The following is a 25,985-nucleotide window of genomic DNA, read 5'->3' as shown; positions in this document are numbered from 1 at the left end:
CCAGTGCTCTTGATTTGCCATACTTGTCCGCGCTGGTGTGTTGCTGAACTGGTCCGGTATCGTATGGCAACAGTTCTCATGATCGCTGCTGGAATACGCATGACCCAAGACACGCGCCCCCTCACTGCCATCTGCCGCCTGCCTATCCTGTTCGGGCTGCTCATCGCCATGCCGTTTCTGGCAGCCTGCGAACCGGATACCGGAAGCGCAATCGGCGAACGCGCGCGCATCGTCTCGGACAAGGATCCGACCGGCGAGAAACTGAATGAAGAAATCTACAGCACGCCAAGCCGTCTGGTCGCCTCGATCCAGACCCTGACCGGGGCCAAGCTCTATGATTTCCAGCTGGAAGAACTGGTCAAGATCGATGCCGCGCTGTCCGACAGCTTCAACCGCATCTCGCTCGCCTATCTCCACGACCTCTCGATCATCACCGGCGTCGAGAAGCAAAAGCTGGAGCCACTGCGCCAGCAGTTTGATACCCAGACCGTATCGGTCGACCAGACCGTGCTGTTCCCCTTCGTCGAGGCCAAGCGCCATCGCCGGTTGTCCGAGGACCAGAAGGAACTGATCCGCCGTCTAGACAGCCAGCGTCGCCTCGACATGACCCATCTGCGCAATAAATACGCCCAGCAGGTCTCGGCGATTACCGGCCTGCCGATGCCCGATGTGGCCGGTGTTCTGGTCCGGGAATTCTGATTAACCGGTTATTCTTTCCTGAAAGCGGTCTAGCCTGTCGTCCTGTTGATTGACGATATGCAGTGGGTGCGGTAGCACCAGCAACCATAATGACCAAGCCGCTCGACCAGATGATTGCCGATTTCTTCAGGGAGTTTCCTGCCCTGAAGCCGACCACGCATATCATCAACCCGACCCGCAAGGGCGCATTCGAGGCAGCAAACCGCTGGATCAGCACGCGGCTGAAGGATGAGGGCCTCGATGGCCGCGCCATGCAGCGGGTCTGGAGCGGCACGCATCGGCATATCCGTGAGGGCGTCCCCCATTATTATGGCGTACCCGGCCTCCGGGATAAGCGCCTCGCCGCGAATATCATCAATCCGGTCTGTTACCCGCTGACATGGGCGGATCGGGTCGAGCGGCAGGTGAGCGATTACCGCGAACAACACTGGGCACGCCCGGACATGCAGGCATTCGAGGCACTCGACCACGCCTATGGGGTGTATACTTTCCATCACGAAACCGGCCATGCGATTGAGCACAGCCTGCCGAAAATGCTGAGTAAGCGCCCATCACGGCATACGGCAACGACAACCGCACTGAAGGCACTGCAGAGCGAGACCTTTGCCGATATTCGTGGCAGCCTCGGCCTGATCCATGAGCTGCCGGCAGCGGATGCGATCGAAACCATGCGGCGGCTCGCGCATCTGCGCAGCATCGCCGCCATCCATCACGGCGATACCGAGCATCTGACCACCCGCGGTTTCCGCACGGTGGTTGGCCGCCTTGCCAGACATCAGGAGCTGGAAGCATGGCAGAAACCTGGGCAGGCCGGGGCACAGGCGCTGATGCAGGACCTGCCGGAGATCAGCTTTACCGCCGACAATATGGAGAGCCTTGCCAGCCTCAACCGGGCGATCATGCCCGGCGACACCTTCTCCGCCGAGACAGCCCTCGCCACGGTCAGCGGCATCGGGGAGAGCACGCCCGACCCGGCGGTTTATGAACTGGCCCGCGATTATGTCGAGGCGGTTGCCGCGCTTGTCCCCGCCGACCGGTATGAGGCATCCAGCCTGACGCTGGCCCGGCTAAACCTGCGCCGCAACCCGATCGCCAAGGCGGTGGATGCCGCCCAGCCGCGGATTGAAACACTCGCGGCACAGGCGCGGCAGGCACTTGTCCCCACCAATGACGCCAAACCGGCACCGGGCACAAAACCGGCACCGCCCCTACGCCGCGCCGGTCTGTAAGTCTCTATTCCACGGCCTTTACCGCAGCGGATACTGAAATACGTTGTCTCACCTGAACGTTGAGCCAGGCGAGGGCGGCCAGTATCAGGCCGAGGCCGAGGAAGGAAACCACCCGCAACAGGCCATCCAATCCCGCCATGTCGATCAGGAATGCCTTGGCAAGGGTCAGGCCGACGCCAACCACGGCGATCCTGTAAAGTTCCGGCGAGCGACGGAAAAAGGTCAGCAGCAGCAAAACCGCTGAGGTGAGGATCATCAGCAGGGTATAGCTGTAGAGTTCCGGATTGGTGGTACCCGGTACCGACAGGATATCGCCGCGCCAGAAACGCCGGATTTCCAGCACCACATACAACCCGCCAAACGCGGCCATCAACCATGCCAAAAGTAATTTCGCTTCGGGCTTCAGGGCCGATGACTGCCGCCCGAACAGGTACAGCAGGCCCCCGAACAGCAGTGCTGGCAGGCCATAGGCAACAAGCAGGGTATCGGCAACCAGCGGGCCGAACACAATCTCATCCGGATCCCGGAGCGGGCTGAGCACCAGCATGGCCACCGTGAACGCCAAAGCGCTGGCCACACCGAATATACCGCAAAGACCGACCCGCACCTGACGGACAAACCCGGTCGAGACCTGCAGGCGGTAATACTGCACTGCTGCCGAGAGCAGACAGATCATCGCCAAGAGCGATGCGCCCCAATGGCTGGCAATATCGTTATCCAAAGCGCGCAGCAGCAGGATGATGCCGAGCACGAATGGCAGGCTGAGCACTGCAGAGTCGATCATGGTCCGGGCGGCAATCCGCTCACGCCCCCGGATATAATGCCATGAGGCGGCGAGCAACCCGATTGATCCGCCATAGACAGCCAGCAGCTCAACCAGCGGCGCATCCAGCGCCCAGAGAACGCCCGGCGTGATGATGAGGCGGCTGGAGACCAGCACCACGCCGACCTGAACAAAGATTGTCAGCAGAGGAAGGTCGAACCGACGGTCGATCAGGACGGCAACCAGCACCATCAGCGCCATGGCAATGGTCAGGGCCACCGATGTCAGGGTCACAACCAGCGCGAAACCGAGCATGGTGAGTGCCGCCAGCGCTGCAAGCGAGACGCGCATCTTGTCCGCGCCGTCAATCCGCGCGAGGCGTTCGGCAAACAGGGTCATCATGGCCGCAATCGCAATGCCGACCAGCCCCCAGCCCTCTGCGCCCAGCACCTGCTGTGGCTCCCAGAATATTTCGAGCAGGACCAGCGTAACCGGTGCATAAAGCGCCAGACCAAATCCCCAATGCACATCGAACGAGCCGCGAATACGCGCCCGGTAAAATGCCAGTACCGACCCGGCAACACCGAAGGCAACGAGGGCGAGCAGGGCCACCAGCGCATCCGATGACATGGCAACGCCCGTGTTGTCCTCGATATAGTCATGGAGCGAGCCACCCGATACCGCCTGCATCACCAGAATAGCGAAGAACAGCAGCGGCGGGATCAGGTTCATATCCGTCAGCGCCCGCGCGTCCCTAAGCCAGACAACAGAAGCCAGCTGCATCAATCCGAGAACAACCAGCACCGTTACCATTTCGGTCAGCCCGCGATCGACCAGAGCGACGGCCAACACCACGCCATAGCTGGCAACGGTCGCAACGGCGGCAATCAGGGTGGTGGCGTGCGGCATGGAACGGTTTTTACCCCACAGCGCCTCGCTCAACATGATCCCGGCATGATCCGGCCAGAGCTTGCGGTTCGGGATAATGATCGCGCCGAGCGCCACAATCAGGGCAAAGGCGATGAAATGAACGTCAGCGTCATGGGCCAGAAACAGCATGCTGGCGGCAGCATAGGTAAAAGCCAGCGCCAGAGCCGATGGCCAGAGCCACTGCTTGACCGTATCAACCAGCAGCCCGGTCAGGGCGATCAGGGCAAAGTAATAGAAGAACTGGTCGACGCTCTCGCTCTCGCCACCGACGATGAAGGGGGCGAGGGTCGCGCCCAGCAGGCCGATGACGGTCAGAACCGGACCATAGAGCCAGCCCATCACCACCGTCGCAACCGACAATCCGGCGAGCAGCGTGAAGGCCATCTCGGCCCCGATCAGGCCATAGAGATGCCGCGCGCCGAGAATGGCGACAAAGATGACAACGATTCCCGCCCCCGACAGGGTCGATGGCAGATAGGCGGTATGGCTCGGCGCATCATCACCAACCCGGCGGCGCAGGAAATCACCTGCGCCAATCAGCGCCAGACCGAGCGCAACCGCACAGGCCACGCGCATTTCAGGGGTCAGCAACCCGCGCTCGATGCCGTAATGGATCAGGAAGATACCGGCAAGCGACAGACAGATGGCTGATACCGCGTAAAACCAGTTCTCACGCAGCCAGTCACCAAACCGTTCGGACAGATCAGGTGCCGTTGTAACCGGAGAAGTCGTTACCGGGGCCTGCTCATAGGCAGCTTGCGCCGGTGCCGGAATATCCAGCGGTTCATCCCGTACGGCGTCAGCTACGGTTTCCGGCAAGTCATCAACGCTGTTCGGAACACTGTCGGATTCCGCCTTCCGTTCACCGGCAGACGGGGTTTGTGACCATGGCTTTGGCCCCCAGAGATCATCGCCGGAGACCACAAACCGGCGCAGATTGCTTACGGTATCTTCCAGTTCACGGGTTTTCGCACTCAGGCGATTGACCTGTACCAGCAGATAGATAAAGCCGCCGATAACGGCGAGAACGGCCAAGGCTTCCATGCGACAAACCAACCCTCAGACAAAAAGCCATGACACTCTGTGCACCAATGGCCCGGCAATCAATGGCGGGGCGGCGAGCGGCACTCACTCACGAGCCGTCTTGCCCCCCTACAAATGCGAAACGGGGCAGAATGATTCTGCCCCGTTTCGGATAATCGTTACGTCCGGCGTTATTCCATCGCCTTGACGATGTCCTCACACATCTTCTTGGCATCGGCCAGAAGCATCATGGTGTTGTCGGCAAAGAACAGCGGGTTATCGACCCCGGCATAACCGGAACCCATGGACCGCTTGACGAACAGCACGGTCTTGGCCTTCTCCACATCCAGTACGGGCATACCGTAGATCGGTGAAGAAGTATCGGTTTTCGCCGCCGGGTTGGTGACGTCATTAGCGCCGATCACAAAGGCCACATCGGCCTGCGCAAAGTCGCGGTTGATGTCTTCCAGCTCGAACACCTCGTCATACGGCACGTTGGCTTCCGCCAGCAGCACGTTCATGTGACCAGGCATACGACCGGCAACCGGGTGAATGGCGTAGGACACGTCAACGCCCTCGGCCTTCAGCATATCGGCCATTTCCCGCAGGGTGTGCTGGGCCTGTGCCACCGCCATGCCGTAACCAGGCACGATGATGACCTTGCCGGCATTCTTCATGATGAAAGCGGCATCATCGGCCGACCCGGCCTTGAAGCTGCGCTCACCCATGTCAGCGGCGGCGCCACCAGCGGCATCACCGCCGAAGCCACCGAGAATGACGTTGAAGAACGACCGGTTCATGCCCTTACACATGATATAAGACAGGATCGCACCGGATGACCCGACCAGCGCCCCGACGATAATCAGCAGGGTATTGCCGAGGGTGAAGCCGATACCCGCTGCTGCCCAGCCGGAATAGCTGTTCAGCATGGAGACCACCACCGGCATATCGGCACCACCGATCGGAATGATCAGCAGGATGCCAAGCGCCAGCGAGACCAGAATGATCAGCCAGAAAGCAGCGGTGGAATTGCTGCCCGCCATCCAGATAATCAGCAGGGCCAGCAGAACACCAAGCGCGGCGTTGAGCGGGTGCTGCATCGGGAAGCTGACCGGCTTGCCGGAGACGATGCCCTGCAATTTGCCGAAGGCAATGATCGAGCCGGTGAAGGTAATCGCACCGATTGCGGTACCGAGCGCCATTTCGATCAGGCTCGACCCGGCAATGTCGCCGCGCGTACCGATACCATAGGCTTCGGGTGCATAGAATGCGGCCATGGCAACGCAGACCGCGGCCAGACCGACGAGAGAGTGGAACCCGGCCACCAGCTGCGGCAGGGCGGTCATGTCGATCTTCTTGGCGATCAGGGTACCAATGGCGCCACCAATAGCGATGCCGAGAATGATCATCCAATAGGACAGAACGCCCGGCAGCATGAGGGTCGTGACAATCGCCACAACCATACCGGCGATACCGAACTGGTTACCGCGACGGGCAGTTTCCGGGTGGGACAAGCCGCGAATGGCCAGAATGAACAGGACCGACGCGACGATATAGGCAAAGCCTGCAAAAGTATCCATGAGTGCTGCCCTACCCTATCGCTGTTTTTTCTTGAACATCGACAGCATTCGCTGGGTCACGATGAACCCGCCGAAGATGTTGATCGAGGCCAGAATGACCGCAAAGAACCCCATGACCTTGGCAAAGCTCATGCCCTCGGGACCGGCAGCGATCAGTGCGCCGACGATGATGACCGAGGAAATGGCGTTGGTGACGGCCATCAATGGCGAGTGCAGTGCCGGGGTAACCGACCAGACCACGTAATAGCCGACGAAACAGGCCAGTACGAGTACCGTCAGGGCGGTGATGAAGAACCCGTCACCATGACCGGCGGCGGCAGCGTCAAGGCCGCTATGGGCCATGGAACTGACATGGGCCTCGATATCCATGAGGCGCGCCTGAGCCGCCTCCAGCGCATTGCGCACGATCTCGAGCTCACCGGTGGTATCAAACCCGTTTTCGCCGAGGCCTGATGGAATATTCTGTTGTTGGCTCATTATTTCGTCTCCCCGTCAGCGGGTTTATCAGTCGCCGTATCTGCTGGTTTTGCAGCAGGCTTGGCCGCCGGTTTTTTGGCCGCAGGCTTGCGTGCCGCGGGCTTCTTGGCCGGTGCGGCAGCAGCTTTGGCTGCTGGCTTGGCGGCTTTGGCATCCTTGAACTGCTCATGGACAACGGCCCCGTCGAGGGTCAGCAATGTGCCCGCAACGATCTCGTCCTCACGATTGATGTTCAGCGACTTGCCGTCTTCCGACAGCAGCAGCGACAGCAGGTTGAGCAGGTTCTTGGCAAACAGGTTTGACGCATCGGCAGCAAGGCGTGACGGCACGTTGTTGTGGCCGACAATCTTGACGCCATTGGCCGTCTCGACAATCTCACCGGGCTTGGAGCCCTCACAGTTGCCGCCCTGTTCAACCGCCAGATCGATAATCACCGAACCCGGCTTCATATCATCAACCATCGCCTTGGTGATCAGGGTCGGGGCCGCACGGCCCGGGATCAGGGCGGTACAGATGGCAATATCGGTCTTCTTCAGCGTTTCATGGACCTTCTCGGCCTGACGCTTCTTGAAGTCCTCGCCCGCTTCCTTGGCGTAACCGCCAGCGGTTTCCATATCCTCCATGCCGTCGACCATCAGGAAGCTGGCACCAAGGCTCTCCACCTGCTCCTTTGCCGCCATGCGAACGTCAGAAGCGGTAACGACAGCGCCCAGACGGCGCGCGGTGGCGATCGCCTGCAGACCGGCAACACCGGCACCCATGATCAGAACGCGGGCCGGGGCAACGGTGCCCGCAGCGGTCATCATCATCGGGAACGCACGGCCATATTCGGCTGCGGCATCAAGCACGGCCTTGTAACCGGCGAGGTTTGACTGGGATGACAGCACATCCATGGACTGCGCCCGGGTAATCCGTGGCACCAGTTCCAGCGCCATGGCGGTCACACCGGCCTTGGCATAGGCAGCAATGTCATCAGGGGACTGATAGGGGTTGATCGTGGCGATCAGCAGCGCCCCCTTGGGGATCAGCGCCAGTTCATCCAGATCACCGTCGCGGAGCGGCTTCTGTACCTTGAGGACAATATCAGCACCCTTGTAGAGGGCTTTCGGGTCCTTCTCGATCTTCGCGCCTGCGGCTTCATACTGGGCATCGGTCACCGACGCCTTCAGACCGGCACCGGTCTCGATCACAACATCGAGCCCCTTGCCGACCAGTTTTTTCACCGTATCGGGCGACGCAGCCACACGCCGCTCGAATGGGCGCCGTTCCAACGGCACTACCAATTTCATCTTGGTCATCTCCCGGTTGCTTGAATGACCACCACGCCGGACGACGCGGTACCATTGATTATTTGTCAGGTGTACGAACCCCACGAGGGGTCGCACCCATGCCCCATGGTGATTCGCACAAGACAGCCCCCATGGCAACAACGCTTTCGGGATCAATCAATAAAATCGGGGAAGACAGGCGTACGCCAGAGACGTACACATACACAAATAGCAAAATCGCAGCCGCAAACGGCAAAATCGCAGCCGATCAGGCAGCCTGAACCGGCGGCAGGTCATTGCGGGCAAGCAACTCGGTCTGACGCTGCTTCAGCTTGTCCTCATCGAAATCGGCGATGACAGTCTGGAACAGCTCGTACCAGTTGATATTGGCGCGCAGGTGCAGGAACACCGAGCCGAGGCCAATGGCGGCACGGTCCATGAAGACGAATTCCCGTGGCACCTCAACCCCGCCGACCTCACGCAGGGCCATATGCACCTTGCGCGCGGTCTCCCGGCCATACATGCCGGAATTGGTTTCCTCGATCAGCCGGGTGCGGTCCTCAAGGATCGGGGCATAGATGAAGTTGGCCCAGATATTGAGAACGTCGATCAGGTCCTTGCTCAGATTGTTGAAGCCCCATGTCTCATAGGCATGGACCGCCAGCGCCTGATCGTCGGTGCGCAGGGCATTGTAGAGATCAATGACACCGCGCACGAAATGTGACGGGAACACACGGACACAGCCGAAATCGAGCAGGTTGATCGAGCCGTCCTCGCGCACCTGATAATTGCCCAGATGCGGGTCACCATGGATCAGGCCGTAATTATAAAACGGCGTGTACCAGGTGTAGAACATGTTCATCGCCAGCAGATTGCGATGTTCCTCATGACTGTCGACATAGTTGAGGATGCCTTCACCCTCGAGCCAGCTCATCGTCAGCAGCCGTTTGGTGGTCAGGTCATTATCAACCGCCGGTACGTGCACCCGATCATCGCCGGTGAAGATATCGCGGTACATGGCCATATGCTTGGCCTCGCGTTCGTAATCCAGCTCTTCACGCAAGCGCTCGGAAATCTCCGCATGGATCTGCTTGGTCGAAATCGCCTTATCCGAGCGCTCGAACAGGTTCATGATCAACTTCAACTGGCGCAAATCCGCCTCGATTGCCGATTGCATATCCGGGTACTGGAGCTTGCAGGCCAGCTGCGCACCGTCGAGGGAAATCGCGCGATGCACCTGTCCGAGCGATGCGGCGGCACAGGCCTCTTTCTCGAAACTCTCGAACCGCTTCTGCCAGCCGGGACCGAGTTCGCTCGCCATACGGCGCTTGACGAAGGGCCAGCCCATCGACGGGGCGTTCGACTGCAGCTGTGACAGCTCCTTCACATATTCCTTCGGCACGGCATCCGGGATGGTCGCCAGCAGTTGCGCCACCTTCATCAACGGGCCCTTCAACCCGCCAAGGGCTGCCCGCAGATCCTCGGCCGCCTTCTCGCGCTCGACCTTGATGCCGAGATAACGCTCACCAGCCGCGCGCGCGGCGATACCGCCCATGGCGCCGGATACCTTTGCGTATCGGGATAATCGTCCGGCCAGGTTATTGTCTTCGCGGTCACTCATTCCGGCAGCGCTCACAATCACGGTATTCCCAGCCATCCAGACAGGCCGGGGAGGTGTTCTTCACAACATAGGGTACTGGTCACCCAACAACCAGTTCCAGATGGCAAAATTTTGTCGCAGGGACAACGAGATACTTTGATCGTGACCGATTGGGTGCGATGCTAGGCGAAATGCCGGATCGGCAGGACAGTCATGCAGTAAACTCATTCTTGGCTTTCGCCCGGAACCGCGACAAACTGAAGGTGTCTCAGATATTGGCTACCCTCACCGCATGGTGAGGCGTTGCGGGTAACAGGATCATGCGTCAGGTCTTTCCGAGCGGCCATCGGCTGCACCAGCCCTCACCCATGGACCGTATGATGGGTTTCTTCCGTCGCGGCGATGCGCGCACACATGTGTTCCAGCTCGGGCTGAGCGGCATGATACTGGTCGGCAGCACCACGCCGACCGCGCTGAAATCGACGATCCGCGACCGAGAATTGCCGATCCACAAGCCGGAGCCGGAAACCGGCGGCAATGCCAGCCCGCCCGACGACCGCATTCGCATCGCCCACGAGCTGACCGCAGGTGGCAAACCGCTGACTTTCGCCCCGGCGGTGAAGACCGAGACAGTCCCGGTTGAAGCCGTCCTGAACGAGCCCGAAACCATCAAACCGGTTGTACCGGAAGTGATCGAACCCGTTGAGGTGGTTGAGGTAATCGATGCCGTTGAGACGGGCGCCCCTTCAGCCACCGCCGGGCCGTTCCGGGACGGCATGAAGACCAGCTTCAGTAATGCGCCAGTGATTACCGAGGAAATGGCCGAGGCGATGAACATCGCCTATGACCGACTGCGCAGCTATCCGATCACCAAGAATGCCGCCATCGCCTGGACCCTGCACGGACTGCATGAGAGTCAGGGCGGCACGATCCTGCGCGAGAAGGGCAAGGGCGATGGCGTCGGCTTTTTTCAGTTCTCGATCTGGAATGGCAATGGCGCCGGCAGCGAGATCAGCGAACTGCCGAAGCGCGGCACGGATCGCAACTGGGAACGCGGCGACTTCATGACCGTGGATGAGGGCGGCACCGCCCCCGACCGAGCCAGCGCGATTATCAGTTCCGTCGATGCGCTGGTGCAGAGCCTGCACGCCCAGCAACATTACCAGTCGCTTTATCGTGCTTCCGGTCGTCACCAGACCACCATTTCCCGGCTGGCTAAACTGTCCACCGGCAGCTTCATCCGCCCCGGCGTGTCATGGAGCGGTCGGAGCAACGGCATCACCAAGACCTATGACCAGAACAAAAAGGCGATTGAAGCCAATATCGCCAGCTTCGAGGCGGAGCGGCAGCGCGATGCCCTGTTGCCCGGTGCCATACCGGTGCCGATACCGGTGCGTCGCCCGGACAATCTCGCTGAAGCATCAGTGGAAGCGCTGGTTTCCACCGGCAAGCATCCTGCCGAACGCGGGCCAGCCATGCCGCGCTGACATAGCGCAAGATATGGCGTATACACTTTCTTGATGATCCGACAATGATACAGTCAGCAAGCAATTCAAAGGGCTGATCCAGAGGAACCGGACCAATGGCAAAACGCAGCTTTTCATTCACCCGTCACGATGGTCGCACCACCCGTGTGTTCATGAGTGGCCCTGATCTGATTGCGCCATCACCGGCTGAAAGTCTTGGCCGCTTCGCCCAGAAAAATGGCCGCCGCGCCGGTGTTGGCCTTGCCATTGCCGGTGTCGCCAGCTTCTTTGCCTTCAATGGTCCGAAGCGCGAGGAAGGCCCAGCCATCGAAACCGGCATCGAAACCAATATTGGCACCCAGCTGCGCACGCCGGAAGTTGTCGCCGGTGATGGTCTGGCCGGTATCGAGACCGTTACCGAGGACCGCACCCTCCGTGCCCCGCGCGTCGCACCACTGCTCGCTGAACCGGCTGAGATCAACCGCGACCTGCCAGTGATCGCGCCCCCGCCTGTACTGGCAGATGCCGAAAATGGTCCGTTCCGTCAGGGCATGCGGACCGGCTTCAACAACAATCCGGTGTTGACCGGGGCAATGGCCGAAAACATGAATATCGCTTTCACCCAGTTCCGCAGCCACGGCTTTACCGAGCAGGCTTCCCTCGCCTTCACCCTGCAGGGCGTGGATGAGAGCCTCGCCGGTACCACCCTGAACGGCACCGGTGATTCCGTCGGCTATTTCCAGTTCTCCAAATGGGATGGCAATGGTGTCGGCGCGGAAATTGCCGCCCTTGCCAAGCCGGGTGCTGATCGCAACTGGGGACCGGCAGATTTCACAGGCGCTGACAGCGCCACCGCCATTCGCAATGCGGCTGATGCCACAGCACAGCTACTGGCCGAAGCCCCCGATTATGCCGGGTTGAATACGCTGGTCCGTGACCCGGATGCGAGTGCTGCCGATCTGGCCCGCGCCACGACCCGCGACTTCATGCGCCCAACCGGCACGGTTGCCGACCGCATGGCCGAGATTGCCACCACGCTTGAGCGCAATCAGGTGGCCCTGCGCAGCAATATCGATGCCCAGACACCGGCGGCGGCCAGCCTTGCCGACCGCCCGCTCGATCGACGCGCAACGCCCTAACCGCCGCTGTGTCCGGCTAATCTGGCTGGCCGGTTAATCAGGCTGCCAGTTAAATCAGGCGACTTCTTCCAACTCATCAATCATGCCGGAAATGATGTCGAGACCGCGCGTCCAGAACGCCGGGTCCGTGGCATCAAGCCCGAACGGTGCCAGCAATTCCTTGTGGCGCTTGGTACCACCGGCGGCAAGCATCTCCAGATACCGCTCGGCAAAGCCGTCATTGGCATCCTGATAGACGGCATAGAGCGCATTCACCAGACAGTCACCGAAGGCATAGGCGTAGACATAGAACGGTGAGTGGATGAAGTGCGGGATGTAGGACCAGAAGTGCTTGTACTCATCCTCGAAATGCATCGCCGGGCCGAGGCTCTCGGTCTGCACATCCATCCAGATTTTGCCGAGCTCGTCAGCAGTCAGTTCCTGCTCGCGCCGTGCCTCATGCACACGCTTCTCGAAATTGAAGAAGGCGATCTGGCGCACGACGGTATTGAGCATGTCCTCGACCTTGCCCGCCAGCAGGATGCGGCGCGCCTTCGGGTCGGTTTCGGCATCGAGCAGTGAGCGGAAGGTCAGCATCTCACCGAAGACGCTGGCGGTTTCAGCCAGTGTCAGTGGTGTTGAGGCCTGCAGATGCCCCTGACCACCCGCCAGCACCTGATGCACGCCGTGACCCAGCTCATGGGCCAGCGTCATCACATCACGCACCTTGCCATGATAGTTCAGCAGCAGATACGGGTGGGCGCTCGGCACGGTCGGGTGCGCAAAGGCACCGGGAGACTTGCCCGCGCGCGGTGGCACATCGATCCAGTCGTTATCGAAGAACTTCTGGCCGACACTGGCGAGATCGGGTGAAAACCGGCCATAGGCGTCGAGCACGATCTTCTTGGCTTCCGGCCAGCTGATCTTGCGGTCGATGTCATCGGGCAGCGGCGCGTTGCGGTCCCAGTAATTCAGCTTGTCGCCACCGAGCCATTTCGCCTTCATCGCGTAATAGCGGTGCGACAGGCGCGGATATGAGGCCGTGACAGCATCATTGAGCGCCTCAACTACCTCATCCTCAACATAGTTGCCGAGATTGCGCGCCGATACCGGTGTCGGATAGTTGCGCCAGCTGTCGTCGATCTGTTTGTCCTTGGCCAGAACATTGGTGATCAGGGTAAAGGTCTTGATGTTGTCGCCAAACACCTTGCCCACCGACTTCGCCGCATCCTTGCGCTTCGCACCGTCGGTATCGCTCATCAGGTTGAGAATTTCGCTCGAGGTCAGCTCCTCGCCGCGGAACGGGAAGCGCAGACCGGCAACAGTCTCATCAAACAGACGGTTCCAGGCAGAGCGGCCAACCACATGGCGCTCATGCAGCAGGCGCTCCAGCTCATCATCGAGCTGGTGCGGGCGGAACACGCGGACATCGCGCAGCCAGCTCTCATAGGCCTTGAGATCGGCATCGGCCAGTTTCTTGCCCATGCTGTCATCACTGATCTTGTTGATCTCCAGCGTAAAGAACAGCAGCGGCGTCGATATTTTGGTGATCCGGTCCTGCATGGAGGAGAAGAAACGACCGATTTCCGGATCGCTCATGTCACCGGCATAGGTCAGATGGGCAAAGCTCATGATCCGGGACAGCACCTCGTCGATGCGCTCATATTCGCGGATCGCTTCGGCCAGTTCGGCACCGGTCAGCTTGTCGATCCGGCCCTTGTACTGCTCGTGGAATGCCTTCGCTGCTGCATCCATGGCCTCAAGATCTTTCTTGAGTTCCGGGCCATCGGTGGAGGGGTAGAGATCAGCCAGATCCCAGACGGGCAGGTCCTGATCGCCCTTGGGGGCGGCGGCAATGCCGTCAGGGGTGTTGGGGATCGAATGGCGGCGGGCAAGGGAAGCGCTGTTCGGCAGAAGCATCGGATGATCTCAATCGGCAGGTGTTAATCAGACATGGTTGATAAAACCATACTGTAAACACCTAGGCGCTCAACAGTCATTCTACCAGTCCGAAACGTTCCTTTATGCCGTTCAGTTGAAAATCACTGGGGCGGCCGATGCCGTGAACCAACACTTCGCCCCATGCCGCCGGTTCAAACCCGTCACGGTCCAGTGCCTCGAGGCACGGCTCCAGACGGTCGATGGCGACACTGAGTACGCAATAGATTTCCGACCCCGCCAGATCATGACCGGACAGGATGAAAACCGTCCGGTCATCGCGGGCGACAATCTTCTGGCGGATCGTCAGTTTCATAACAGAACCTTAGCCGAGCTTGGCTGTCTTCCGTGGTGCATCACCATCCTGCTTGGGCGGTGCAGGTGGTGCCGCGCCATAGGCATGCAGATCATCGCGGCTGACGGCATCATTGTCACGCAGCCCCATGGCCCGTTGCGTGGCATGGGCATCGTGGCGGAATGCGGCCTTCAGACGTTCACCACGCTCTTTCATGTTATCCCGCACACCCATGATCAGGTCACGAACAACGTGGCAGAGAGCGCCTGGACGCTTGATAACCATACCGATCAACTCACCAAGCGGTGCCTTGCGGAACTTGATGTCACCGGCTTTGGCATAGGTGTCGGCAACCGTACGCAGACGCTTGGCACCAACTGCCTTGGCAAAGGGTTCGGGATTGTGATGCGGGTGAACCACCTGAATTTCTTCCCGCAGCATCTTGATGAAATCCTGATTGGCAGCACCGGCCGGATAGGATTTCACAAATGCTTCGGCGGCACGCAATGACATTGGCATGGTGCGGAAGGTTTCGCCCCGTGCCTCTTTCAGGGTGCGCAGCAGGTCGATCATCTTGATTGATTCAGGACCGGAGGCATCGAGTACCTGATGCTTTGCAGCATCGCTCTCGACCAGCCGGGCGGCCTTGGCCACGTCACGGACATGGATCGGCTGCATCCGGGTCTGGCCCTTCCCGAGGATCGGTACGATCGGCATGGCGGCGATGTCATCCATGGACATCTTGTGGCCCCAGCTCTCGGCAGAATAGACAATATCCGGGCGAACAATGGTCCAGTTCAGATCGCGCTTGCCCTGGATGTAGTCATCGGCCTGACGCTTGGACGAGCCATAACCGACCTTGCCGGCATAGGACTTGCCGGCAACGGCGGATGACATCTGGATAAAGCGGCCAACTCCTGCCTTCCCGGCACCCTCGGCGAGGGCAACGGCGGCATGGAAGTTTACCGTCTCGAAGCTGGATTTGCGTTCGAGGTTTTCTTCAAAGATACCGGCATTGTTGATGACGGCATCGACCTCATGGGCCCGGATGACAGCGCGCCAGAAATTCGGACGGTTGACCTTCGGGTCGGTAAAATCCGCCTTGATCCAGCTGACGCGTGGATCATCGGATTTGCGGGTTCGGGAGGAAGTGGCGACAACGTCATGGCCACGTTTCAATAGCTCACGCATGAGCTCGCGGCCAATAAAGCCGCTTGCACCGGTCAATAGAACTTTCATGTCAGATGAACTTCGGTTGTTGCTGTTCGGTCCGTTGGCGGAGGCGGTGTGGCCGCGCCCAGTACAGTGTCCGTCCATACTTCAGCCCGTTTATTCTCATCGGGCGGTTCCGGAACGCTCACCGGGGCAGTCGCATCGTCCCGTCAGCACATTCACACCCTGCGCCTGTTCGATGAAAAAGGAAACATATTGCAGTGCGAAAGATTTATGACGGAAATGTTTCAGCTTTCGACTTCGCAATTTTTTTTCCAAATGCTGCACTGCTTCGATGGAATTATTGCGTTTTGCATAAAGCCCAACCGGTTTTCTCGCCAAAAAGGTCAGCACCCATTACCTTAATGCAGATGTGACATTCATGAGTTGCATGCGAAATCAGACAGCAAAGACACCTGAACAAGGGTGCAGACGTCGTTTTTGGGAGAAAATTTATGGCCGATTTGGTGTTAAACCGGACAATCAGCCTCGACGATAAATATACGCTCGATACCGGTCGTGCCTATATGACCGGCACACAGGCACTGGTGCGCCTGCCGATGCTGCAGCGGCAACGCGATGCGGCAGCCGGGCTTGATACCGCCTGTTTTATCTCCGGCTATCGCGGCTCCCCGCTCGGCGCGCTCGACCAGCAGCTCTGGCAGGCGGGCAAGCATCTGGCCCATAACCACATCCACTTCCAGCCGGGGCTGAATGAAGACCTCGCCGCCACTTCGGTCTGGGGCAGCCAGCAGGTCGGACTGTTCCCCGGCGCGAAGCACGACGGCGTATTCGGCATCTGGTACGGCAAAGGGCCGGGGGTTGACCGCTCCGGCGATGTACTGAAACACGCCAATGCCGCCGGAACCGCCAAACATGGCGGCGTGCTGGCCCTTGCTGGCGACGACCATGCCTGCAAATCCTCGACCTTCCCGCACCAGTCGGAACAGGCCTTCATGGCCGCGATGATCCCGGTGCTGAACCCGGCCAGCGTGCAGGAGTTCATCGATCTCGGCCTGATGGGTATCGCCATGTCGCGCTATGCCGGTTTGTGGGTCGGTTTCAAGACCCTTGCCGATACCGTGGACAGCTCTGCCTCGGTGCTGATTGATCCGCGCGCGGTAGAGATCAATGCCCCGCTCGATTTCGATCTGCCGCCGGGCGGCCTCAATATCCGCTGGCCCGATCCGCCACCGGGACAGGAAGTGCGTCTGATCGACTACAAGCTGCCAGCCGCCCTCGCCTTCGCCCGTGCCAACAAGATCGACAAGGTGGTTTTCCAATCAGACAAACCACGGATCGGTATTGTCTCGACCGGCAAGTCGGTGGTGGAAATCCGCCAAGCCCTGAATGACCTGAATATCGACGAGGACCGGGCCAAATCTCTCGGCCTGTCGCTTTACAAGGTCGGCATGGTCTGGCCGCTGGAAACCGAGGGCGTCAAGGCCTTTGCCGCAAAGCACGAGGAGCTGCTGCTGATCGAGGAAAAGCGCGGCATCATTGAGCCACAGATCAAGGAAGCGCTCTATCACCTGCCTGCCGATCAGCGCCCGCGCATTGTCGGCAAAAAGGATGAGACCGGCAAACCACTGATCAAGTCCACTTACGAGCTGAGTCAGGTCGAGCTGGCGAGTGCAATCCTGAACCGCCTTGGCGATACCGCCCCGGCCGATGCCCGCGAACGGCTGGCCAATATGCAGAAACAGGAGAACATGCGCAAAAACCCGGCCAAGCTGGAGCGCGTGCCGTATTTCTGTTCCGGCTGCCCGCACAATACCTCGACCAATGTGCCGGAAGGCAGCCGCGCCATGGCCGGTATCGGCTGTCACTATATGGCGGTCTGGATGGATCGGCGCACCGATACCTTCACCCAGATGGGTGGCGAGGGCGTGCCATGGATCGGCCAGGCAGCCTTCACCGATACACAGCATGTCTTTGCCAATCTCGGCGATGGCACCTTCTATCACTCCGGCTCGCTCGCCATCCGGGCAGCGATCGCGGCGAAGGTCAATATCACTTACAAACTGCTCTACAATGATGCGGTTGCCATGACCGGCGGTCAGCCGGTCGATGCCCGCGACCAGAGCATTACCGTGTCGCAGATCCTGAAAATGCTGATGGCCGAAGGCGTTGACCGCATTGACGTGGTGACCGAAGATCTCGACCGCTATAATGGTGTCAGCCTGCCGAACTTCACCGGCCTGCATCACCGCAATGATCTGGACAAGGTCCAGCGCGAGTTGCGTGAAACCGGCGGCGTCTCGATCCTGCTCTACGACCAGACCTGCGCCAGTGAGAAACGCCGCCGTCGCAAGCGTGGCCTGATGCCCGATCCAGACAAACGGGTGATCATCAATGAGCTTGTCTGTGAGGGCTGTGGCGATTGTAGTGAGAAATCGAACTGCCTGTCGGTCGTGCCGGTGGAAACCGAATACGGACGCAAGCGCAAGATCGACCAGTCGACCTGTAACAAGGATTATTCCTGCGTCAACGGCTTCTGCCCGAGCTTCGTCAGCGTCAGCGGCGCACAGCTGCGCAAGCCGAACAGCGGCATTACCGGAACCACTGGCCCGCAACCGGTCATTGATCTGCCGGAGCCAACCCTGCCCAATCTGGAGCGCGACTATTCCATTCTGGTTACCGGCGTTGGTGGTACCGGGATCGTGACCGTCGGCGCGCTGCTCGGCATGGCCGCCCATATCGAGGGCAAGGGCGTATCTGTGCTCGATCAGGCCGGTCTCGCCCAGAAGGGTGGCCCGGTGATCAGCCATCTGCGGTTTTCCAAATCGCCGGACCATGTCCTTGGCTCACGTATCCCGAGTGCCGGGGCCGATCTGATCCTCGGCTGTGACCTGCTGGTTGCTGCCGGTGGCGAGGCACGGGCCAAGGTCGATCCGGGCCGCACCCATGCGGTTGTCAACGCCCACCGGACCATCACCGGCCAGTTCACCAAGAACCCGGACCTGAAAATTCCGGGTGAGGCCATGCTCGGCGACATTGCCGCACTGGTCGGTGACGGCAAGCTGTTCTCGATCGACGGCACCGAAATCGCCACCCGAATGATGGGCAACTCCATCGCCACCAATCTGTTCATGCTCGGCATCGCCTATCAGAAGGGGCTGGTGCCGGTATCCTCCGAGGCAATCCTGCAGGCGATCAAGCTGAACGGCGTTGCGGTCGGCATGAATACCGATGCCTTCATGTGGGGCCGTCGCGCGGCACAGGACCCGGATGCGATCCGCAAGGTCATGGAGCAGCGCCGGGCCGCCGCCCGGGCGCAACTCGGCGTTACCGCCAACAAACCGCGCCACCGCGTGCTCTCAACCTCCACGGACGAGATCATCGCGCGCCGGGTCGAAGAACTCACCGCCTATCAGGATGCCGCCTATGCCAAACGCTACAAGGCTCTGACCGAACGGGTACAGAAAGCCGAGGCCAAGCTCGGTGCCGATTTCACCCAGTTGACCGAAGCTGTCGCCCGCTATGCCTACAAGCTGATGGCCTATAAGGACGAATATGAGGTGGCACGGCTCTATACCGATGGCCGGTTCCTGAGCCAGCTCAAGGAGCGCTTTGAGGGCGATATCAAACTCACCTTCCACCTCGCCCCGCCGATGCTGGCGGATCGGGATGAACGTACTGGCGAACTGAAGAAACAGGAGTTCGGCCCTTGGATGCTAAAAGCCTTCGGCCTGCTCAAGCATTTCCGCAAGTTCCGCGGCACCGCACTCGATCCATTCGGGCGCACCGAGGAACGCAAGCTGGAGCGCAAGCTGATCGCCGACTACTTCACGACCATCGATGGCTTGCTGGCGACACTGGATGCAGCCAACCATCATATCGCGGTCGACATTGCCCGGGTGCCGGAACATATCCGCGGCTTCGGCCATGTGAAGGAGCGGCATCTCAAGCAGGCCAAGGCGCGGGAGGCTGAATTGCTGGCCAGTTACAGCAATCCGGAGCCACAGCGCACTGCCGCCGAATAGGCGCCGAATAACCACCACTCATGGATCGATCAAGCAGGTGTGAACAAGCCCCTGCTTGCAATGACTGCTCAGCATACCAACCTGTAACGCAAGCGTTTTTACCCTACGTTACAAGGTGTTATCATGACTGCAGAGACCCTCATTGCCACAGATGCGCCTGCATCCCGGCAACCCCAAGCCCGTTCGGCCAGTCCGTTTCAGGGCTTTTACAACTACACCCTACCCCATGATTATTTCGGTTTTCTGGCACCTCTCGGTTATCGGGCGCCCGACGAGACCATGGGCTTGCTGCGCCCATGGCTGCGTGAGCAGCAGAAGGTCATCACTGACCGACCGATCCGTATTCTGGATTTCTTCTCCGGCTATGGTGCCAATGGCCTGATGCTGCGCACCGGCTATTCGATCCCGGAGATCAGCACCCTCTATGCCGAGGGCGAGCTGTCGACCCATGATTTTGCCAAACACCGGGCGTTCTTTGCCGAACAGCCGATCGGGCCGGATCAGGTGGAGCTGTATGGTCTCGACATCGCGCCCAATGCGCTGGCCTATGCCAAGGCAACCAATGTCTATCAGCAGGTGTTTGACGATAATCTGCTGGAAGGGCCGCCATCAGCGGCATTGGCGCAAGCCGTACATAATGCCGACATCATCATTGAATCCGGCGGCCATCACGAGATTTCCGCCCCGATCATTGATGGGCTGCTTGGTGCTGCCAATCCGGCCCGGCGTCCGCCGCTGATCCTCAGCGTTGCCCGTGACTTCGATTTCCAGCCGATTGCCGAAGTGCTGGACCGGCATGATTACCGGTTCAGGATCGCCAAGCCCGACTTCATGCTGCGACGGTTTGCCGATGACGCCGAACGCGCACGCCGTCAGGCACGCAACCTCGAACTGGGCCAGCCGGTCGGCGGACCATTGGGGGATAACGTTCGTTACGCCAATCTGTACTGGGTCGAACCGGCAGAAACTCAAGCGCGATAACGCTTGTTATGCCGGCTGCATACCGATGGCCGCCAGGTAGAGATCGAGCAGTTGTTCCTGCTCTTCGCGATCCTGGCGGTCCATTTTGCGCAGTTTTACTACCTGACGCATGACCTTGGTGTCGAAACCGACGGCTTTTGCCTCGGCATAGATTTCGCGCACATCAGCGCCAATCGCGGCCTTTTCCTCCTCTAGACGCTCAATGCGCTCGATAAAGGATTTCAGCCGGTCACCAGCGACGCCACCAACATTTGAGGTCTGGGGTTCGTTGCTCTGGTCAATAGCGGCTTCTGACATGGTGCACACTCCATAGGCGCAAGAGGATTGTTCGGGACCGTCTGGATGGCGGATTGATGCGCCCGAGTCAAGCTGGCTGACCGACGCACCCCGCTATCTTCTGGGGGCAGGCTGTTGATAGTTTGGGCAGGGTTCTAACCGCGCCAGAAACCGGGCAACAGGACAACCGCCACCGCCATCAGCTCAAGCCGCCCGAGCAGCATACCGAAAATCAGCAGCCATTTGGCGACATCCGGCAGAGAGGAGAAATTGCCCGCCGGACCGATGATCGGCCCGATCCCCGGCCCTACATTGGCAACTGCCGTTGCGGCACCACTGAAGGCGGTGATGAAGTCCAGCCCGATAAAGGTCAGGGCACAGACCAGCGCGAATACCGTCATCACGAAGATAATGGTGAAGGAGATAATCGCTGCCTCGGTCTCATCATTGATCGGCTGGCCGTTATAGCTTTTCCGGATAACCTTGTGCGGCGTGATCATCTGCTCGGTCCGGGCGATGAACATGCGCACCATGACGATCAGCCGATAGACCTTGAACCCGCCAGCGGTGGAACCGGCACAGCCACCCATGAAGGTCAGGAAGAAGAAGAAGCAGATCGCCCCGGCACCCCACATCAGATAATCAGTGCTGGCATAGCCGGTGGTGGTCATGACCGATGAGATATGGAAGGCCGAGAGCCGCAGGGCATCAAGGAAACCGACATCGTTGATCTCGTAGATATAGAAAGCCATGGCGAACGAGGTGATCACCAGAAAGGCGATATAGAACCGCACCTGTTCATCGGTGAAAAACACCCGGTATTTGCCCTGCATGAAGCGGATGAACAGGACAAAGGGAATACCGCCACAGGTCATGAAGACAACACTGACCCATTCGGTCGCCGGATTGGTGAAATGCCCCATGGAGGCGTCAGAGGTTGAATAGCCACCGGTCGACAGCGTAGTCATGGCATGGTTGACCGCCTCGAACCCGCTCATCCCGGTCATGCCGTAGAGCACGGCACAGGCCGCGGTCAGCACCACATAGACCATGGCAAAGGCACTGATAAAGCTGGCCGATTTCGGCACCACCTTGTCATAGGTATCCGAGGACTCAATCCTGAACAGCTCCATACCACCGATTTTCAGGAAGGGCAGGATCACCAGCCCCATGACGATAATCCCGATCCCGCCGAGCCACTGGGTCATGGAGCGCCAGAGCAGCAGGCTGGCCGGTTTGCTGTCGAGATTGGTGAGGATGGTCGAGCCGGTTGTGGTCAGCCCGGACACGCTCTCGAACACCGCATCGGTGATGGTCTCGACAAAGCTGGAGAAATACAGCGGCAGGGCAGCAACGAAAGAGCCGATGATCCAGGTGACGATAATCAGCAGAAATGCCTGCCGCCGGTTCAGTCCCGGATTGTCATGACGCATAGCGAGCAGAAACAGCCCACCCAGAAAGGCCGAGAGGAAGAACGACACGGTAAAATGCCCCGCCTCCCCGTCATGAAGGTGCAGGGACACCAACAGAGGAACAAGCATCGCAGCGGCAAGCACCAGCACGAACCATGCCGCGATATAGAGAACCGGTCGTATGTCAATCATACTGGATCATATGTAAGAGAATGCGGGTGCGTTCAATACATCCGCCCGCCATTGGGCACATCGAGACTGGGCTGCAGCAGCACAACCTCACCCTCATCATCAGGTACACCAAGTACCAGAAACTCGGACATGAATTTACCGATCTGCTTGGCCGGAAAATTCACAACCGCCACAACCTTGCGACCCGGCAGGGTTTCAGGGTCGTAATGCTTGGTGATCTGGGCCGAGCTTTTGCGCTCACCGATCTCCGGGCCGAAATCCACCCAGATCTTGATCGCCGGACGTCGCGCTTCAGGATAGGGCTCAGCCTTTACAATCGTCCCAACCCGCACATCCACCTTCAGGAAATCATCGAACCCGATTTCCGGTACCAATTCGCTGCTGGCCATCTCGTATACTCACATCATTCGAAAAACACCTTTTCTCTCCTGCCGTGATGACAACCATGGCCCCGACAGAAGGGAAGGAAGAGATAAACCATAATCGGCACTGGAATGCCACCTGACCGCACAAGGCAATAAAAAAGCCCGCCGATAGGGCGGGCCTTTTCATTTCAGCATCAGGGACGCTTACTTTTTCAGCGATTCAACCTGTGATTTCAGCTCGGCGAGGCTTTCCGAGAAACGCTTGGACAGCACATCGGCGCATTCGTTGTTCGACTTCGCCATCAGTTCGGTCATCTCGCGCATATTCTCGAGCAGTTTCTCGAAGTTTTGCTGCAGCAGTTCGGTCTGCTTGGCGACCTTCTCTTCCGGTGCGGACTGGGTCATCAGTTCGTTCATGGAGCCCTGCATTTCCGCGAGCATGGTCTGGAGCACTTCCTGCTGACGACGCATAACCGTCTGCATGCCCTCAAACGCCAGACGGTTGGCCTGGGTCAGCGCATCGATGTTACGGCGCTGGCTGTTGATGACATTGTCCATGTCCACGCCTGGCATTTTGAAATCAGCCATAACTTTGGTGAAATCGGTTTCAAAGAAGTTCATTGGGTTCCGCGCATTCATGGGGCTGTACTCCGCGTGATTATTCTAGTTGGCTTGGGACAGGCCAAATGGCTCTTTGCCTGCCTGTCCGGCACTGTGCGTTTACAAAACACACAGTTACGCCGTCAAGGAAATTGTGCACTGCACAATAAACTTTCAAGCGAAAAAGTTATTCTGTTTCAATCATTTGCGCACATACAAACGCATGCTGCGGCGCAAAACACTTTACACATCAATCGCTTGGCTCAGCCGGTTTCTCGACATCACGTGACGGGCGCAATTCGGACAGCAAGGTGCGAATAAACGACACAGGACCGTCATTGAGCGAATTGGCCAGACTTTCCGCATTCAGCAGGGCCTTGTCGAGCGCTGCCATGGTCTTTGCCTGATCGGCGCTGTCATCATCGAGCCATTTGCGCATGACCGATAACCAGATCAGTGACAGGGCGGCAACCCGTGGTGGTCCGCCATTGGTTTTGGGATCAATGCCAACGGCTGTCATCATCGCCGCCATGGAGCGCCCCAGCTGGGGCAGAACCGGCAGGATATGCTGGGGCCGCGACCGGGCCTCACCCAGCACCACCTTCAGGCCGGGCTTGTAGGCATCGAGCGCATCGAAGCGCTGCATCAGAATATCGAACAGGGCATCGCGCGGCGTCTCGTCGGCGAGATCGGACAGGTCACCGCTCAGAACATCGGCATCAGTCTGCCGGGCCAGCGCAATCAGGATTTCATGTTTGGCGAGGAAATAGCGCTGCACCTCGGCACGGGGCAGCTTGCTGGCATCGATGATGTCATCCATGGACAGCCCGTGCCACGATCCGGCAGCAGCCAGTTCCATCGCCGCATCAATCACCTGACGCGGCGCATCAATTGCTGTGCCGGAGCCATTACCCTTGGCAGCCATGATGACCTCAACTCCCTCAAACGAAGCGCTTATTGTTTAGCCACTATGTAGGGTTATTTACCATTAAAACCAGTAACGGGCGCCGAAAAACCCGTGCCGTTACTCGACTTTAAGCGCGCGAGAGCGGGCAGCGGCGGCGCGGACCGTACGGATCACCAGTGATGGCAGGCCGCCTTCGGCATCCATCAGCACCTGCAACCCGGCCTCGGTCGTGCCCTTGGGACTGGTCACATTCTCACGCAGGGTGGCCGCACTCTTGTCGCTGTCAAACAGCAGGGCACCGGCCCCCTCGACGGTCTTGCGTGCCAGCGTCATGGCGAGATCAGGGGCGAGACCCTCGGCCTCACCGGCGGCGGCCAGCGCTTCCACCAGATGAAACACATAGGCGGGGCCACTGCCGGCCAGACCGGTTACGGCGTCGAAATCATCTTCACGGTCGAGCCAGACCAGCGCACCCGCCGCCTCGAACAGCGCACTCACCGCCTGTTTCTGCTCAGCGGTGACATTCGCGGTGGCGAGCGCCGCGGTTACTCCGCGCAAGACTGCCGCCGGGGTATTGGGCATGGTGCGGATAATCGGGGCATCGGTGCCGAAATAATTGCCGAGCGTGGCAATCGATGTACCGGCCATGATCGAGACCAAGGTACCGCCGCGGCGATAACCGACCAGCCCCGGCACGACGCTTGCCACCATCTGCGGCTTGATCGCCAGTATCATCAGGTCCGGCGCAAAATCATCCGGCACGGCGCTGATATCGAGCACAACTCGCACATTATCGGGCGCATCGGCCAGCACGGCCTTCGGGTCAACAATGTAGGATTGATCGAGCAGCCCGGCCTGCAGCCAGGCATTGAGCAGGGCACCACCCATATTCCCACACCCGATCTGCAGAATGCGGATATGGTCAGCCATGAGCCCTCGCCCTGTCAGCGGTAGAGTTGTTGTTGATTACGCTTCGCCGAGAATATCGACGATGGCGGCTTTCAGTGCCTGATCGGCATCGCCACCACCCATGATGACATACTGGAATGCCGGATAGAAACGCTCGGCCTCGGACAGGCCGAAATCAACCAGATCCTCGATCTGCTCAAGGCTGGCACCGCTGGTACCGCGCATCAGCAGGGTATGACGGAACACCGGTGAGACCTCGTCGCTCGGGAAGATGAAATGGCCGAGCCACAGCCGCTCATTCACCTTGCCCAGCAGCGGATAAAGTTTGTCACGGATCGGGTCCGGGACGGCGATGCAGTATTGACAGAAGAACTGCAGCGAGCTGAAATCATCCTGCCAGATGAACAGCAGGCGGTAATTGCACCAGGTACCCGCAACCTCGACCGCCAGTTCGTCGCTGTCCTGACGCTCGAAGCGCCAGTCATTGGCAACCACGATCTCCTCAACCAGATCGAGAGGATTGACGTGGGGCTGTTCGGTTGTTTCATGCCATTGAATTGACATACCGGTTAGACTCCTTCTAGCGCACCGGCAAAGGGATGGCGCATCACTGCAATGACTGGGTTGGCGACGATGGCCTTCAGCATCGTCATCGAAACGTCATAGTGACCGTGCCAGAGCCTTTTCGGCTGAGCAAATCGGGGTTTGGAACGTAACTGGCGCAGACACGCAACAGCACGCATAAACACATTGTTTTTC

The 25,985-nt window shown here is 59.3% G+C and carries 21 protein-coding genes; 6 read left to right on the top strand and 15 right to left on the bottom strand.

The genetic code is table 11. The annotated features are described in order from the left end of the window. Positions 1-99: 99 nt before the first annotated feature. The gene (locus CBB62_03980) at positions 100-699 is read left to right on the top strand and encodes a hypothetical protein (GenBank protein ID OUT41505.1); all 600 of its coding nucleotides are present in this window, start codon (positions 100-102) and stop codon (positions 697-699) included. A gap of 89 nt (positions 700-788) precedes the next feature. Next, positions 789-1,928 (top strand): hypothetical protein, encoded by a 1,140-nt coding sequence (locus tag CBB62_03975; GenBank protein ID OUT41504.1) that lies wholly within the window; start codon positions 789-791, stop codon positions 1,926-1,928. Positions 1,929-1,932: 4 nt separating this feature from the next. On the opposite strand, the gene CBB62_03970 is transcribed toward CBB62_03975, so the two are convergent. From CBB62_03970 to CBB62_03950, 5 genes are all read right to left on the bottom strand, one after another. Continuing rightward, positions 1,933-4,665: a hypothetical protein gene (locus CBB62_03970; protein OUT41503.1), complete on the bottom strand. Its 2,733-nt coding sequence runs from the start codon at positions 4,663-4,665 to the stop codon at positions 1,933-1,935. Positions 4,666-4,835: 170 nt separating this feature from the next. Further along, complete coding sequence (locus tag CBB62_03965) at positions 4,836-6,224, bottom strand: NAD synthetase (GenBank protein OUT41502.1); 1,389 nt, start codon at positions 6,222-6,224, stop codon at positions 4,836-4,838. Positions 6,225-6,239: 15 nt separating this feature from the next. Continuing rightward, positions 6,240-6,593 carry a hypothetical protein gene (locus CBB62_03960; GenBank protein OUT42634.1) on the bottom strand — a complete coding sequence of 118 codons (354 nt, stop codon included), beginning with the start codon at positions 6,591-6,593 and terminating at the stop codon, positions 6,240-6,242. A gap of 107 nt (positions 6,594-6,700) precedes the next feature. Continuing rightward, positions 6,701-7,990 carry an NAD(P) transhydrogenase subunit alpha gene (locus CBB62_03955; GenBank protein ID OUT42633.1) on the bottom strand — a complete coding sequence of 430 codons (1,290 nt, stop codon included), beginning with the start codon at positions 7,988-7,990 and terminating at the stop codon, positions 6,701-6,703. Positions 7,991-8,237: 247 nt separating this feature from the next. Further along, positions 8,238-9,590, bottom strand: a complete 1,353-nt coding sequence (locus CBB62_03950; protein OUT42632.1) for an ABC transporter ATP-binding protein — start codon at positions 9,588-9,590, stop codon at positions 8,238-8,240. Between the two features lie 299 nt (positions 9,591-9,889). Here CBB62_03950 and CBB62_03945 point away from each other — a divergent pair, with 299 nt between their 5' ends. After that, on the top strand, positions 9,890-11,056 hold the full coding sequence (locus tag CBB62_03945) for a hypothetical protein (GenBank protein ID OUT41501.1): 1,167 nt from the start codon (positions 9,890-9,892) through the stop codon (positions 11,054-11,056). 95 nt (positions 11,057-11,151) lie between these two features. Further along, positions 11,152-12,174 carry a hypothetical protein gene (locus CBB62_03940; GenBank protein OUT41500.1) on the top strand — a complete coding sequence of 341 codons (1,023 nt, stop codon included), beginning with the start codon at positions 11,152-11,154 and terminating at the stop codon, positions 12,172-12,174. Between the two features lie 54 nt (positions 12,175-12,228). Here CBB62_03940 and CBB62_03935 read toward each other — a convergent pair whose 3' ends face one another. The 3 genes from CBB62_03935 to CBB62_03925 all read right to left on the bottom strand — a co-directional run bounded on the left by CBB62_03935 (position 12,229) and on the right by CBB62_03925 (position 15,703). Further along, on the bottom strand, positions 12,229-14,073 hold the full coding sequence (locus tag CBB62_03935) for an oligoendopeptidase F (GenBank protein OUT41499.1): 1,845 nt from the start codon (positions 14,071-14,073) through the stop codon (positions 12,229-12,231). A 76-nt stretch (positions 14,074-14,149) separates the two neighbouring features. Continuing rightward, on the bottom strand, positions 14,150-14,407 hold the full coding sequence (locus tag CBB62_03930) for a hypothetical protein (GenBank protein ID OUT41498.1): 258 nt from the start codon (positions 14,405-14,407) through the stop codon (positions 14,150-14,152). Between the two features lie 9 nt (positions 14,408-14,416). After that, positions 14,417-15,703 (bottom strand): hypothetical protein, encoded by a 1,287-nt coding sequence (locus CBB62_03925; GenBank protein OUT41497.1) that lies wholly within the window; start codon positions 15,701-15,703, stop codon positions 14,417-14,419. Positions 15,704-16,053: 350 nt separating this feature from the next. Between CBB62_03925 and CBB62_03920 the strand changes: the two genes are divergently transcribed. Then, positions 16,054-19,584, top strand: a complete 3,531-nt coding sequence (locus CBB62_03920) for an indolepyruvate ferredoxin oxidoreductase (GenBank protein ID OUT41496.1) — start codon at positions 16,054-16,056, stop codon at positions 19,582-19,584. Positions 19,585-19,707: 123 nt separating this feature from the next. Then, positions 19,708-20,565 (top strand): hypothetical protein, encoded by an 858-nt coding sequence (locus tag CBB62_03915; GenBank protein OUT41495.1) that lies wholly within the window; start codon positions 19,708-19,710, stop codon positions 20,563-20,565. A 6-nt stretch (positions 20,566-20,571) separates the two neighbouring features. Here CBB62_03915 and CBB62_03910 read toward each other — a convergent pair whose 3' ends face one another. The 7 genes from CBB62_03910 to CBB62_03880 all read right to left on the bottom strand — a co-directional run bounded on the left by CBB62_03910 (position 20,572) and on the right by CBB62_03880 (position 25,790). Continuing rightward, positions 20,572-20,862 carry a hypothetical protein gene (locus CBB62_03910; GenBank protein OUT41494.1) on the bottom strand — a complete coding sequence of 97 codons (291 nt, stop codon included), beginning with the start codon at positions 20,860-20,862 and terminating at the stop codon, positions 20,572-20,574. A 134-nt stretch (positions 20,863-20,996) separates the two neighbouring features. Next, positions 20,997-22,445: a potassium transporter TrkH gene (locus CBB62_03905; protein OUT41493.1), complete on the bottom strand. Its 1,449-nt coding sequence runs from the start codon at positions 22,443-22,445 to the stop codon at positions 20,997-20,999. A gap of 32 nt (positions 22,446-22,477) precedes the next feature. Continuing rightward, complete coding sequence (locus tag CBB62_03900; GenBank protein ID OUT41492.1) at positions 22,478-22,834, bottom strand: tRNA-binding protein; 357 nt, start codon at positions 22,832-22,834, stop codon at positions 22,478-22,480. Positions 22,835-23,014: 180 nt separating this feature from the next. Beyond that, positions 23,015-23,449 (bottom strand): hypothetical protein, encoded by a 435-nt coding sequence (locus CBB62_03895; GenBank protein ID OUT41491.1) that lies wholly within the window; start codon positions 23,447-23,449, stop codon positions 23,015-23,017. Positions 23,450-23,660: 211 nt separating this feature from the next. After that, positions 23,661-24,335: a hypothetical protein gene (locus CBB62_03890; protein OUT41490.1), complete on the bottom strand. Its 675-nt coding sequence runs from the start codon at positions 24,333-24,335 to the stop codon at positions 23,661-23,663. A gap of 99 nt (positions 24,336-24,434) precedes the next feature. Beyond that, positions 24,435-25,247 (bottom strand): pyrroline-5-carboxylate reductase, encoded by an 813-nt coding sequence (locus CBB62_03885; GenBank protein ID OUT41489.1) that lies wholly within the window; start codon positions 25,245-25,247, stop codon positions 24,435-24,437. Positions 25,248-25,283: 36 nt separating this feature from the next. Then, a complete protein-coding gene (locus CBB62_03880; protein ID OUT41488.1) occupies positions 25,284-25,790 on the bottom strand; it encodes a hypothetical protein in 507 nt (168 codons plus the stop codon). Positions 25,791-25,985 lie beyond the last annotated feature (195 nt).

Origin of the sequence: Micavibrio sp. TMED2 (assembly GCA_002168225.1) — a bacterium.
In the GTDB taxonomy this organism is placed as follows: domain Bacteria; phylum Pseudomonadota; class Alphaproteobacteria; order TMED2; family TMED2; genus TMED2.
The sequence above is the reverse complement of the archived record's forward strand: the minus strand, read 5'-3'. Positions and strand labels throughout refer to the sequence as shown.